The 12,701-nt window shown below is 68.0% G+C and carries 13 protein-coding genes; 6 read left to right on the forward strand and 7 right to left on the reverse strand.

Annotated elements, in window-relative coordinates; all coding sequences use genetic code 11:
* Nucleotides 1-16: 16 nt before the first annotated feature.
* From ACK41U_RS13660 to ACK41U_RS13685, 6 genes are all read left to right on the forward strand, one after another.
* Nucleotides 17-769 (forward strand): sugar phosphate isomerase/epimerase family protein, encoded by a 753-nt coding sequence (locus tag ACK41U_RS13660; RefSeq protein WP_409681208.1) that lies wholly within the window; start codon nucleotides 17-19, stop codon nucleotides 767-769.
* A 4-nt stretch (nucleotides 770-773) separates the two neighbouring features.
* Complete coding sequence (locus ACK41U_RS13665) at nucleotides 774-1,904, forward strand: Gfo/Idh/MocA family protein (RefSeq protein WP_409681210.1); 1,131 nt, start codon at nucleotides 774-776, stop codon at nucleotides 1,902-1,904.
* Between the two features lie 10 nt (nucleotides 1,905-1,914).
* Complete coding sequence (locus ACK41U_RS13670) at nucleotides 1,915-2,985, forward strand: sugar phosphate isomerase/epimerase family protein (RefSeq protein ID WP_409681212.1); 1,071 nt, start codon at nucleotides 1,915-1,917, stop codon at nucleotides 2,983-2,985.
* A 3-nt stretch (nucleotides 2,986-2,988) separates the two neighbouring features.
* The gene (locus tag ACK41U_RS13675) at nucleotides 2,989-4,116 is read left to right on the forward strand and encodes a Gfo/Idh/MocA family protein (protein ID WP_409681214.1); all 1,128 of its coding nucleotides are present in this window, start codon (nucleotides 2,989-2,991) and stop codon (nucleotides 4,114-4,116) included.
* A 54-nt stretch (nucleotides 4,117-4,170) separates the two neighbouring features.
* A complete protein-coding gene (locus ACK41U_RS13680; RefSeq protein ID WP_409681216.1) occupies nucleotides 4,171-4,833 on the forward strand; it encodes a GntR family transcriptional regulator in 663 nt (220 codons plus the stop codon).
* A gap of 78 nt (nucleotides 4,834-4,911) precedes the next feature.
* Complete coding sequence (locus tag ACK41U_RS13685; RefSeq protein WP_409681218.1) at nucleotides 4,912-5,814, forward strand: sugar kinase; 903 nt, start codon at nucleotides 4,912-4,914, stop codon at nucleotides 5,812-5,814.
* A gap of 97 nt (nucleotides 5,815-5,911) precedes the next feature.
* Here the strand turns inward: ACK41U_RS13685 and ACK41U_RS13690 are convergent, their stop codons facing one another.
* The 7 genes from ACK41U_RS13690 to ACK41U_RS13720 are packed head-to-tail and all read right to left on the reverse strand — an operon-like array spanning nucleotide 5,912 to nucleotide 12,532.
* The gene (locus ACK41U_RS13690) at nucleotides 5,912-7,387 is read right to left on the reverse strand and encodes a UxaA family hydrolase (protein ID WP_409681220.1); all 1,476 of its coding nucleotides are present in this window, start codon (nucleotides 7,385-7,387) and stop codon (nucleotides 5,912-5,914) included.
* Entirely contained in the window at nucleotides 7,380-8,810 is a 1,431-nt protein-coding gene (locus ACK41U_RS13695) for a mannitol dehydrogenase family protein (protein WP_409681222.1), read from the reverse strand. The genes ACK41U_RS13690 and ACK41U_RS13695 overlap by 8 nt, the downstream gene beginning before the upstream one ends.
* On the reverse strand, nucleotides 8,788-9,528 hold the full coding sequence (gene kduD / locus ACK41U_RS13700) for a 2-dehydro-3-deoxy-D-gluconate 5-dehydrogenase KduD (RefSeq protein WP_409681224.1): 741 nt from the start codon (nucleotides 9,526-9,528) through the stop codon (nucleotides 8,788-8,790). Before kduD ends, ACK41U_RS13695 begins: the two co-directional genes overlap by 23 nt.
* Nucleotides 9,525-10,352 carry a 5-dehydro-4-deoxy-D-glucuronate isomerase gene (kduI, locus tag ACK41U_RS13705; protein WP_409681225.1) on the reverse strand — a complete coding sequence of 276 codons (828 nt, stop codon included), beginning with the start codon at nucleotides 10,350-10,352 and terminating at the stop codon, nucleotides 9,525-9,527. The genes kduD and kduI overlap by 4 nt, the downstream gene beginning before the upstream one ends.
* A gap of 12 nt (nucleotides 10,353-10,364) precedes the next feature.
* Entirely contained in the window at nucleotides 10,365-10,646 is a 282-nt protein-coding gene (locus ACK41U_RS13710; RefSeq protein WP_409681227.1) for a cupin domain-containing protein, read from the reverse strand.
* 12 nt (nucleotides 10,647-10,658) lie between these two features.
* Nucleotides 10,659-11,939, reverse strand: a complete 1,281-nt coding sequence (locus ACK41U_RS13715) for a TRAP transporter large permease (protein ID WP_409681229.1) — start codon at nucleotides 11,937-11,939, stop codon at nucleotides 10,659-10,661.
* 5 nt (nucleotides 11,940-11,944) lie between these two features.
* The gene (locus ACK41U_RS13720; RefSeq protein WP_409681231.1) at nucleotides 11,945-12,532 is read right to left on the reverse strand and encodes a TRAP transporter small permease; all 588 of its coding nucleotides are present in this window, start codon (nucleotides 12,530-12,532) and stop codon (nucleotides 11,945-11,947) included.
* Between the last annotated feature and the right edge of the window lie 169 nt (nucleotides 12,533-12,701).

The following is a 12,701-nucleotide window of genomic DNA, read 5'->3' on the forward strand; positions in this document are numbered from 1 at the left end:
TATCCCGGAGAAGACCATGAAACTGTCGCTGCAACTCTATTCCGCCCGGTTCGCCACGCCCTATGCCGATGTGATCCGCCGCCTGTCCGCGCTGGAGTTCGATGCCGCCGAGGGCTTCGGGGGCGCCTTTGACGACATGCCCGCGATCCGCGCGGCGCTGGAGGAGACGGGCATGACCATGCCCTCGCTGCATGTCGCGCTGGACATGATCGAGGCCGACCCGCAGGCCGTCGCCGATCTGGCCGGGCAGGTGGGCGCCACGATGATCTTCGCGCCGCATCTGACGGCGGATCAGCAACCCAAGGATTCGCAGGGCTGGCAGGCCATTGGCGCCCGTCTTGCCGCCGCGCACAAGAACATGACCGCGCGCGGGCTGCGCTTTGGCTGGCACAACCACGATTTTGAATTCCACCCCACGCCGGACGGCCAGATCCCGATGCAGATCATGCTGGAGGCGGCGCCGATGATCGAATGGGAGGCCGACATCGCCTGGATCGTGCGCGGCAAGGGTGATCCGCTGGACTGGATCGCCCGCCACGGCGACCGCATCACGGCGGCGCATTTCAAGGACATCGCGCCTGCGGGCGAAAAGACCGATGAGGATGGCTGGGCCGATCCCGGCACCGGCACGATGGACTGGCCCGCGATCATCACGGCACTGCGCGTACAGACCCGGATCGAATTGCTGGTGGCCGAGCATGACAAGCCCTCGGATTTCGACCGTTTCGCCACGCAGGCCGCCCGCGCCTGGCAAGACCTGAAAGGCTGATCCCATGAGCGAGCTGAAACTGGGCCTGATCGGGGCCGGCAATATCTCGGCCTCGTATCTGATGCGGGCGCCGCATTTCCGGGGCATCCGCTTTGTCGCGGTCGCCGATGTGAACCCTGCCGCCGCCGGGGCGCGCGCCGCAGAACATGGCATCGAGGCCCGCAGCGTGGATGCGCTGCTGGCCAGCGACGACATCGACCTGATCGTGAACCTGACCATCCCGGCGGCGCATTTCGCCATCTCGAAAGCGGCGCTGGAGGCGGGCAAGCATGTCTATTCCGAAAAGCCCTATGTGCTGACGCTGGACGAGGGGCGCGAGCTGGCGCGCATCGCGGCAGAACGCGGTCTGCGCATCGGCTCGGCGCCCGACACGTTTCTGGGCACCAGCCACCAGCAGGCCCGCCACCTGATCGACACGGGCGCGATTGGCCGCGTCACCTCGGGCAGCTGCGCGGTGATGAGCAGCGGCATGGAAAGCTGGCATCCCAACCCGGATTTCTTCTTCCTGAAAGGCGGCGGGCCGATCCTTGATCTGGGGCCCTATTACATCTCGAACCTCGTGCAGTTGCTGGGGCCGGTGGCGCGGGTGGGTGCGGTCAGCACCACCCCCAGCCCGACCCGCACCATCGGATCGGCGGCGCGCAAGGGCCAGCAGATCCCGGTCGAGACCCCCACCACGGTTCACGCCCTGCTGGAATTCGCGCAGGGCGCGGTCATCAGCTTTCAGTCCAGCTGGGATGTCTGGCAGCACGATCTGGCGCCCATGGCGCTGTATGGCAGCGAGGGCACGCTGCATCTGCCCGACCCGAATTTCTTTGACGGCGAGGTGCGGCTGACCCGCCGCGCCGATGCCGCCGCACTGCCCGCATGGGATCACCCGCTGGGGCCGCCCAACCGCGAGACGGACCACGGCACCCGCGTCGCCGATTACCGCGCCGCCGGTCTGGCCGATATGGCGCAGGCGATTGCCGAGGGGCGCCCGCATCGCTGCAACGACCAGCTGGCGCTGCATGTGGTCGAGGTGATGACCGCGATCCTTGCCTCGGGCGATGAGGGGCGGTTCATCACCCTGTCGTCCAGCTGCGCGCGCCCCGAGGCGCTGGACCCCACCGCTGCCGCCGCCCTGCTGGCCTGAAAGGACGACCATGACCGACCTCACACAACGGGGCATCAAGGGCCCCGCCATCTTTCTGGCGCAATTCGCGGGCGATGCCGCGCCGTTTGACAGCCTGCCGGGCATCGCCCGTTGGGCCGCCGATCTGGGCTATCGCGGAATCCAGCTGCCCTGTGACCCGCGCTTTATCGACCTGGACCGGGCCGCCGCATCGCGCGATTACTGCGACGAGATCGCGGGCATCTGCGCCGATGCAGGCGTCGGGATCACCGAGCTGTCGACCCATATGCAGGGCCAGCTGGTCGCCGTGCATCCGGCCTATGCGCCGCAATTCGACGGGTTCGCGCCGCCCGAACTGCGCGGCAAGCCGCAGGCGCAGTCGGACTGGGCGGCGGATCAGGTCATCAAGGGCGCCCGCGCCTCGCGCCATCTGGGCCTTGATGTGCAGGTGGGCTTTTCCGGGGCGCTGGCATGGCCTTACCTCTATCCATGGCCGCAGCGCCCCGAAGGTCTGATCGACGCGGCCTTTGCCGAGCTGGCCCGCCGCTGGCGCCCGATTCTGGACGCGCATGAGGATCTGGGCGTCGATTACGCCTATGAGCTGCATCCCGGCGAGGATCTGATGGACGGCGCCAGCTTCGAGCGGTTCGTCGAGGCGACCGGCCATCACGCGCGGGCGGCGATCAACTACGATCCGTCGCATTTCCTGCTGCAACAGATGGATTATCTGGGCTTCATCGACCTCTATGCCGACCGCATCAAGGCGTTCCATGTCAAGGATGCCGAATTCCGGCCCTCGGCCCGGCAGGGGGTCTATTCGGGCTTTAACAGCTGGACGGACCGCGCGGGCCGGTTCCGGTCTCTGGGCGACGGGCAGGTCGATTTCAAGGGCGTGTTCTCGCGGCTGACGCAGGCGGGCTATCGCGGATGGGCGGTGCTGGAATGGGAATGCTGCCTGAAATCGGCCGCGCAGGGCGCCGCCGAGGGCGCGCCCTTCATCCAGGATCACCTGATCCAGCCGACCGAAACCGCATTCGACGATTTTGCGGGTGGGGCCACGCCTGACCGGGCCGCGCTGCGCCGGATGCTGGGACTGGAATAGATGATGACACGCATTCCCCTCGGCATGGTGGGCGGCGGGCAGGGCGCCTTTATCGGCGCGGTCCACCGCATCGCCGCCCGCATCGACGACCGCTTTGCGCTGGTCGCGGGTGCGCTGTCCTCGGACCCGGAGCGGGCGCGGGCCTCGGCCGAGGCCATCGGGCTGGACCGCAGCTATAGTGATTACCGGGAAATGGCGCGGGCCGAGGCCGCCCGCCCCGACGGCATCCGCGCCGTGGCCATCGTGACGCCCAACCACCTGCACATGCCGGTGGCCCGCGCCTTTCTTGAGGCGGGCATCCATGTCATCTGCGACAAGCCCCTGACCGCGACGCTGGAACAGGCCGAGGAACTGGTCCGCGTCGCGCAGGGCTCGGACGCGCTGCTGATCCTGACCCATACCTATGCCGGCTATCCGATGATCCGCGAGGCGCGGCGGCTGGTGGCCGAAGGCGCGCTTGGCCGCATCCGTCTGGTGCAGGTCGAATATGCGCAGGACTGGCTGGCCCGTCCGGCGCGCAGCAAACAGGCCGACTGGCGCGCCGATCCCGCGCAATCGGGCGAGGGCGGGGCCATCGCCGACATCGGCACCCATGCCGCCCATCTGGCGCGCTATGTGTCGGCCCTGCCGATCGAGGCGGTCGCGGCGGACCTGTCCACCTTCGTCGATGGCCGCCGCGTCGATGACAACGCCCATGTGATGTTGCGCCTTGCCGGCGGCGCGCGCGGGATGCTCTGGGCCAGTCAGGTCGCGGCAGGGTCCGACAACGAGGTCCGCCTGCGCGTCATGGGCGATCAGGCCGGGCTGGACTGGTCGCATGCCGATCCCAACCGCCTGCTGCTGACCCGGCTGGATCAGCCGCCGCAGATCCTGACCCGCGGCGGGCCGGGTTTCGCGGGCGAGGCGCGCGTGCCCTCGGGCCATCCCGAAGGCTATCTGGAAGCCTTCGCCTCGATCTATGCCGATGCCGCCACCGCGATCGGGACGGGCGTGATGCCGCCCCATCTGCCGGGGCTGACTTGCGGGCTTGAGGGGATGCGTTTTATCACCGCCTGCATCGCCTCCAGCCGCGCCAACAGCGCATGGGTCGGGCTGGGCCAGGCACAGGGTGCGCGGGGGCAGATCGGCTGAGGAACGCAGTCACGCCCACTTGATTGGTATGGAAGTATGGTATAAAAATGCCGCATGATCACGACCCGCTCTGCCTCGACCGCCCAACAGGTCCATGACTGGCTTTACGGCTGCGTCCTGCGCGGCGATCTTCTGCCGGGGTCCCGCCTGTCGGAAACCGAGATCGCGGCACAGGTCGGTCTGTCACGCCAGCCGGTGCGCGAGGCCTTCATCCGCCTCGCCGCCGAAGGACTGGCCGAGATCCGCCCCCAGCGCGGCACCTATATCGGCTGCATCTCGGTGCAGGCGGTGCTGTCGGCGCGCCTGATCCGCGAGGCTGTCGAGGCCGATCTGGCCCGCATCGTCGCCACCACCCGGCCCGATCTGTCGGCGATGGAGGCCCAGCTTGACGCGCAGGACCGCGCCCATGCGGCAGGCGATGTGCCCGGCTTCATTCAGGCCGACGACCTCTTTCACCGCGCCATGGCCGAGGCCGCGGGCCATCCGGCGGTCTGGCAGGATCTCGACCGGCTCAAGGCCCAGATGAACCGCCTGCGCCATCTGGCCATGCGCGTCTTCGACCGCTCGGAGACCATCGCCCAGCACCGCGCCATTCTGGACGCCCTGCTGGCGGGCGACGCCGACGGTGCCGAGACGGCGATCCGCACCCATCTGCGCCAGATGCTGACCGAACTGCCGCTGATGGCCAAAGCCCATCCCGACTATTTCACCGACTGACGCTCCACCCAAAGGACCGACCGCCATGACAGCCCCGACTGACACCCCGCGCCACAGCCCCGCCGCCATGGTCCGGCCATGACCCGCGTGCTGTGCATCGGCGAGGCGATGGTCGAGATGTCCGCCGCCGACCAGCCCGACCTGTGGCGCCTCGGCATCGCGGGCGACACGCTGAACACGGCCTGGTATCTGCGCAGGCTCCTGAACGAGGCTGCGCAGGTCGGCTACCTCACCCGCGTGGGCATGGGCGAGTTCTCGCAAAAGGCGCTGGATTTCATGGCTGCCGAGGGCATCGACACGGCCCATATCACGCGCGAGCCCGACCGCGAGATCGGCCTCTACGCCATCAGCCTGCGCGATGGCGAGCGCAGCTTTTCCTACTGGCGCGACATGTCCGCAGCCCGGCGGCTGGCCGACGATCAGGCCCTGCTGGACACCGCGCTGGCGGGCTGCAGCATGGCCTATCTGTCGGGCATCACGCTGGCGATCCTGCCACCCGAGGGGCGCGCCCGCCTGCTGGCCGCGCTGGCCGCTGCCCGCGCGCGCGGCACCAGCATCGCCTTCGACCCCAACCTGCGCCCGCGCCTCTGGCCGGATGCGGACACCATGCGCGCGGCCATCCATCAGGCTGCGGCCCATGCCGACCTGATCCTGCCCAGCTTTGACGATGAGGCCGTCCATTTTGGCGATGCCGACCTTGCCGCCACCATCGCGCGCTATCTGGATCAGGGCGCGGGCCATGTCGTGGTCAAGAACGGCGGCGGCCCGATGCAGTTCGCGGGCAGCGACGGTCAGGGCCGCATCGACGACCTGACCCCGGACACCCCGGTCGACACGACCGCGGCGGGCGACAGCTTCAACGCGGCCTATCTGGCCGCCCGCCTGTCAGGCCAGCCCTGCGCCGGGGCGATCCGCGCAGGCCACGCCCTCAGCCGCCGGGTCATCCGCCACCCCGGCGCCCTGGTGCGCGCCGCCCTCTGACCCCTCTTCTTCACGAAAATATCCCGGGGGGAATCGCGCAGAGCGCGATGGGGGGCAGCGCCCCCCTCCGCCCTCCCGGATCAGAGCGCCGCAGATGTCAGAGCACGGCACCGATCTGCCAGGGCACGAACTCATTGTCGCCCAGCCCCAGCCCCTCGCTGCAGGTCACCTGACCCGAGGCCACACGCAGGATCAGCCCGACAATCTCGTGCCCCTTCTCCTCGACCGTGACCCCCGACATGATGTCGCCGCAATTCAGGTCCATGTCATCGGGCATGGCCGCCCACAGCCGGTCATTCGTGGCCAGCTTGATCGTCGGCGCGGGTTTCGAGCCAAAGGCCGATCCGCGCCCGGTGGTGAACACGATCAGCTGCGCCCCCCCGGCGATCTGGCCGGTGGCCGAGACCGGATCATAGCCCGGCGTGTCCATGAAATTCAGCCCCGGCGCGGTGACCGGCTCACCGTATTCCAGCACCGCGTTCAAAGGCGTGGCGCCAGCCTTGGCGACGGCGCCAAGCGATTTCTCAAGGATCGTGGTCAGCCCGCCCGCCTTGTTGCCGGGGCTGGGGTTGTTGTCCAGCGAGGCGCCGTTGGCCGCCGCATAGCCCTCCCACCAGCGCAGCCGCTCCAGCAGCCGCTCGGCGATGTCCGGGCTGGCGGCGCGGTCCAGCAACAGCCGCTCGGCGCCGTGGATCTCGGGCGTCTCGGACAGCACCACGGATGCCCCGGCGGCGGCCAGAATGTCGCAGGCCACCCCCAGCGCCGGATTGGCGGTGATGCCCGAAAACCCGTCCGAGCCGCCGCATTGCAGCCCGATCCGCAGCGCACTGGCCGGGGCAGGCGCGCGGCGGGCGGCGTTCACCTGCGGCAGCATCTGGCGGACGCGGTCCTTGATCGCCGCGATCGTGGCGCGGGTGCCGCCGCTGTCCTGAATGGTCAGACCGTGGAACCGCGCGGCCTCACCCAGCTCCTGTTTCATGCGCGCGATCTGCATCACCTCGCAACCCAGCCCCACGAACAGCGCTGCGCCGACATTGGCATGGCCTGCATGGCCGGTCAGCACGCGTTGCAGCGCCTGCCAGCCCGGCCCGCTATCGGCCATGCCGCAGCCGCTGCCATGGGCAAAGGCCGCCACCCCGTCAACATGGGGATAGCCCTCCAGCGCGCCCTCGATGCGCAGTTCCTCGGCCGCGCGGCGGATCACCGTGGCCGAGCAGTTGACCGTCGCCACCAGCGCGATGAAGTTGCGCGTGCCGACCTGCCCGCCGGGGCGATGATAGCCCTGAAAGATCAGATCCGGCCCGCGACGGGCCTCCAGCGCGGCTTGGGCCGCGGCCAGCCCGGCGCCGGGGTGATAGTCGCGGTCATGGGCGCCGAAGGCGCAGTTGTGGCTGTGGACATGTTCGCCCCCGGCGATCGCCTGCGTGGCATAGCCGATGATCTGGCCGTATTTCACCACCGCCTCACCCTCGGCCATGGCCTGCCGGGCGATCTTGTGCCCGGCAGGGGCCACGCCGCGCGCGGTCAGGATCGCGACCGTGTCGGCGGGGTTGAGGACCAGCGGCTCAGACATCGCCCGCAGCCGCGCGCGCGCCATCGGCCAGCAGCCGCGACAGGGCGGCGGTCAGATCGGCGGCAAAGCCCTGATCGCCCCGCAATTCGGGCGGAAAGACCTGCGCCAGCGCCAGAAAACCGGCCACCGTCTCGGCGGGGTCATCGCGCCACAGGGCGGCCAGTTGCGGGGCCAGCGGGTCCTTGACCTCGATCGCCGCGCCGGCCTCATCGCGCCCGGAGGCATAGCGCATCCATGCCGCCACGGCCAAAGTCAGCCCCGGCACCGCGCGGCCCGCCGCCCGACCCTCGGCAATCGTGCCAAGGATGCGCTGCGGCAGCTTCTGGCTGCCATCCATGGCGATCTGCCAGGTCCGGTGCCGGATCGCGGGGTTGGCATAGCGCGCGGCCAGCGCATCGGCATAAGCTGCCAGATCCTCACCCGGAGGCGGGGTCAGCGCCGGGATGATTTCGGACTTCCACAGCCGGTCGGCGAAGCGGGCAAAGACCGGGTCGGCGGCGACCTCGGCAATCGTCTCATGGCCCGCCAGATAGCCCAGATAGGCGAGGCTGGAATGGGTGCCGTTCAGCATCCGCAGCTTCATATGCTCATAGGGCGTCACGTCGGTCACAAGCTGTACACCGACCGTACACAGGTCGGGGCGCGCGCCGCCCACGAAATCATCCTCGACCACCCATTGACGGAACGGCTCGTGCATCACCGGCGCCTCGTCGCGGTGGCCTGCCAGCCCCTCCAGCCGGTCCAGATCGGCGGGGGTGGTGGCGGGCACGATGCGGTCGACCATGGTCGAGGGGAATGCGCCCTCGGCCTCGATCCAGTCGGCAAGGGCGGGGTCAATCAGCCGGGCCAGATCCAGCACGACGCCGCGCACGACTTTGCCATTCTCGGGAAGGTTGTCGCAGCAGAGCACGGTGAAGGGCGCGATGCCCGCCTTGCGGCGCGCCTGCAACGCCCGGACCAGAAAGCCCGGCGCCGATTTGGGCAGCGGGTTGGCCAGATCATGCACGATGTCGGGATGGGACGCGTTCAGACGCCCTGTCGAGGGCTCGTGGCAATAACCCTTTTCAGTGACCGTCAGGCTGACGATATTCACCGAAGGCGCGGCCATGGCGTCCAGCACGGCCTGCGGGTTCTCGGGCGCGACCAGCACGTCGCGCAGCACGGTGACGACCTGCGCCGTCTCGCCCTGCGGTCCCAGTTCCAGCGCGGTATAGGCCCAGCCCTGCGGCTGCAGCCGGTCGCGGGTGCCGGGCGATTGCAGCGAGACGCCGATGATCCCCCAGTCGCCGCCCGAGGCCGCCATGGCCTCGGACACGTAGATGGCCCCATGCGCGCGGAAGAACGCGCCGAGGCCCAGATGGACGATGCCTGCGGGGGCGGTGGACGGGGTGTGGTGCAATCTAGCGGGCAAGCCAGCCTCCATCGACGTTCAGGATCGCGCCGTTGATGTAATCCGACGCGGGCGCGGCCAGGAACACCGCCGTCTGGGCGATGTCCTCGGGGCGGCCCCAGCGGCCTGCGGGGATCCGGTCAAGGATCGCGCGCGAGCGGTCGGGATCGGCGCGCAGGGCCTCGGTGTTGTTGGTCTCGATATAGCCGGGCGCAATGGCGTTGATGTTCAGGCCGCGCGCGGCCCATTCATTCGCCATCAGCTTGGTCAGACCGGCCACGCTGTGCTTGGACGCGGTATAGGAGGGCACGCGGATGCCCCCCTGAAACGACAGCAGGGACGCGATATTGACGATCTTGCCCATGCCGCGCGGCAGGGCCGCCCGCGCAAATGCCTGACAGGTGAAGAACAGCGCCTTGGCGTTCACGTCCATCACCGCGTCCCAGTCGGCTTCCGAGAAATCGACGGCATCGTCGCGGCGGATGATGCCCGCGTTGTTGACCAGAATGTCGATCCGTTCCGACGCGAAGACATCGCGCGCGGCCATCGGATCGGCAAAGTCCAGCTTCAGCGAACGCCCCGGCTTGTCAGCGACCTGCCCCATCAGCGCCAGCGTCTCGTCGCAGTCGCGGCGGCCAGAGGCGATCACCTCGGCCCCCGCCTGCGCCAGCGCCACGGCGATGGCCTGCCCGATGCCGGTATTGGCGCCGGTCACAAGGGCGGTGCGGCCCGTCAGTGAAAAGGCGCTCAACGCAGATCCTCCGGCTGGATGAAGTCCATGTCGGTGTAATCGACATTGTCTCCGGCCATCGCCCAGATGAAGGTATAGCTGCCGATGCCTGCGCCCGAATGGATCGACCAGGGCGGCGACAGCACGGCCTGTTCGTTGGCCACGAAGATGTGGCGGGTTTCCTGCGGCTCGCCCATCAGGTGCAGCACGCGCGATTGCGGCTCCATCCCGTGATAGAGGTAAGCCTCCATCCGGCGGTCGTGGATATGGCTGGGAATGGTGTTCCAGACCGAGCCGTCCTCCAGCGTGGTATAGCCCAGCACCAGCTGGCAGGATTCCATCACCAGCGGGTGGATGAACTGCTTGATGGTGCGCTTGTTCGAGGTCTCGGTCGCGCCCATCTTGACCTCTTTCGCCTCGGCCACGGTGACCAGACGATGCGGCAGCGCGCGATGCGCGGGGGCCGAGGTGATGTAGAACCGCCCCTCGCCCGAGAAGGTCACGGCACCCGCGCCCATGCCCAGATAGAGCACGTCGCCTTGGGCCATATCCCAGCCTTCGCCCGCAGCCTCGACCCGGCCCGGCCCGCCGATATTGACGATGCCCATCTCGCGGCGGTCAAGGAAGCTGGGGGTCTTGGTTTCCTCGATCTGGTCAAGGGTCAGCGCGGCGCCCGCAGGCACGGCGCCACCGACGACAAAGCGGTCGTAATGGGTATAGACCAGCCGGATTTCGCCATCCTGAAACAGCCCCTCGGCCAGAAAATGCTCGCGCAGCGTTTCGGTGTCCATCGCACAGGCATGATCGGGATGGATCGCGTGGCGGGTTTCGACTTGGGTGGTCATGGGGAAGTCCTTTCAGAGAAAATCGTCGCGGCGAGGGGTGAAGTTGTCGATCAACGCGCCCCCCTCAAGACACAGGCAGCCATGGGTGGCGCCCGATGGGATAATGAAGGCGTCGCCGGGTCCGACCTCGAATTCGCGGTCGTCTATGGTGAACCGGAAGCGGCCCGATTGCACATAGGTCGACTGGACATGCGGATGGCTGTGCAGCGCGCCGCTGTCGCCGGTGGCAAAGGCAAAGCGGACGACCATCAGGTCGGGCGCATGGGCCAGCACGGTGCGGACGGGATCGGTCATCAGGGGGTCCTTTCAGCGAAACATCGAGGGCAGCCACAGCGACAGCGCGGGCACATAGGTGACCAGCATCAGCGTGGCAAAAGCGGCGCCGTAGAACGGCCAGATCGTGCGCATCGCCTGCCAGATGCTGATGCGGCCCACGGCGCAGCCGACGAACAGCACCGCACCGACCGGGGGCGTGCACAGGCCGATGCCAAGGTTCAGGATCAGGATGACCCCGAAATGCACCGGATCGACACCAAAGGCCATGGCGACGGGCAGAAAGATCGGCGTGGTGATGACGATCAGCGGCGACATGTCCATGAAGGTGCCCAGGATCAGCAGGATGATGTTCATCAGCAGCAGGATCACGATGGGATTGTTCGACACGCTTTGCAGCAGATCGACCAGCTGGGTCGGCACCCGCAGATAGGCCAGCAGCCAGCCGAAACAGGCGGCACAGCCGATCACCAGCAGCACCATGGCGGTGGTGCGGACGGCGCCCTTGGTAGCCTCGACAAACTCGCTCCACGGCAGGCTGCGATAGACCAGCGCCGTGATCAGCAGCGCATAGACCACCGCGATATTGCTGCTTTCGGAGGCGGTGAAGATGCCCGAACGGACGCCGCCGAAGATGATCGCGATCAGGATCAGGCCGGGCAGGGCCGAGACGAACAGCACGCCCAGCATGCGCAGGCCGGGGAACGGCTCGGTCGGGTAGCCCTTTTTGCGGGCGACCCACCATGCGGCGCACATCAGCGAGAAGGCCAGCAGCAGGCCGGGCACGATGCCTGCGGTGAACAGGTCGGCGATGGACAGGCGGCCTCCGGCGGCGATGGAATAGATGATCATATTGTGGCTGGGCGGGATCATCAGCGCGATGATGGAACTGACGACCGTGATGTTGACTGCATAATCAACGTCATAGCCCTTGGCCTTCATCTGCGGCACCATCAGCCCGCCGACCGCGCTGGCATCGGCCGCAGCCGAGCCCGAGACGCCGCCGAACATCAGCGATGCCATGATGTTCACCTGCCCCAGACCGCCGCGCATATGGCCGACCAGCGCGCCTGCCAGCGCCACCAGCCGCCGCGCGATGTCGCCGCGCACCATCAGGTCGCCCGCAAAGATAAAGAACGGGATCGCCATCAGCGCGAACACGGAAATGCCGCTGTTGAGGCGCTGGAACACCACCACCGGCGGCAGGCCCAGATAGAGAACGGTCGCGAAGCTTGACACGCCGAGGCAAAAGGCGACCGGGGTGCCGATCAGCAACAGCCCCACGAAACTGCCGAAAAGAATCCAGTATTCCATCGCCCTCAGCCCTTCCTGTCGTCGAGCATTTCGCGGGCGCGGCCCGGCTCGCCCTGCGCGTCGCGCACGCCGTCGGCGGCATCGTCCATGTCACCAAAGCGCATTGTTTTCAGCCCCGCCGCGCGGCGCAGGATCCGCTCGACCGAGAACAGGATCAGCAGCACGCCACCGCCGATCACCGGCGCGAAATCCCACATCCTGGAAATCCCCAGGCCCGGCACGAGGCCGGTCGAGGCGCGGACGGCCAGTTGCCAGCCGAACCAGACCATGCCCGCGCCAAAGCCGGTCACGACCACGTCGGACAGGGTGTGAAACCACGGGCGCCAGCTTTCGGGCACCACCATCAGGCCCACGTCGAACGAGAGGTGATAGCCCTCTTTGACGCCGACTGCCGCGCCGATGAAGATGAACCAGCCCATCAGCATCACCGCCGCAGGCTCGGCCCAGAACAGGCTGGTGCCGATGATGTAGCGCGAAAAGACCTGCGCAAAAACAAAGGCAGTCATCAGAACCAGCCCGATGCCTGCAAGCCACAGCCCCAGCTTCGCAACCGCGCCGGTCAGCCGTGCCAGTCCGATCATGGCATTGCGCATCGCGCCCCCCTGAACAAAAGGGGCCGCCCCGGCAGGGACGGCCCGCATGGCTTATTCGGTTGCGCGGATGCGCTCGACCAGATCCTGCGCCTCGGGCGAGGTCGCGTATTTCTCGTAGACCGGCGCCATGGCGTCGATGAACGGCTGCTTGTCGATCTCGCGCACGATC

The organism is Paracoccus sp. (in: a-proteobacteria) (genome assembly GCF_046289755.1).
Lineage (GTDB): Bacteria > Pseudomonadota > Alphaproteobacteria > Rhodobacterales > Rhodobacteraceae > Paracoccus.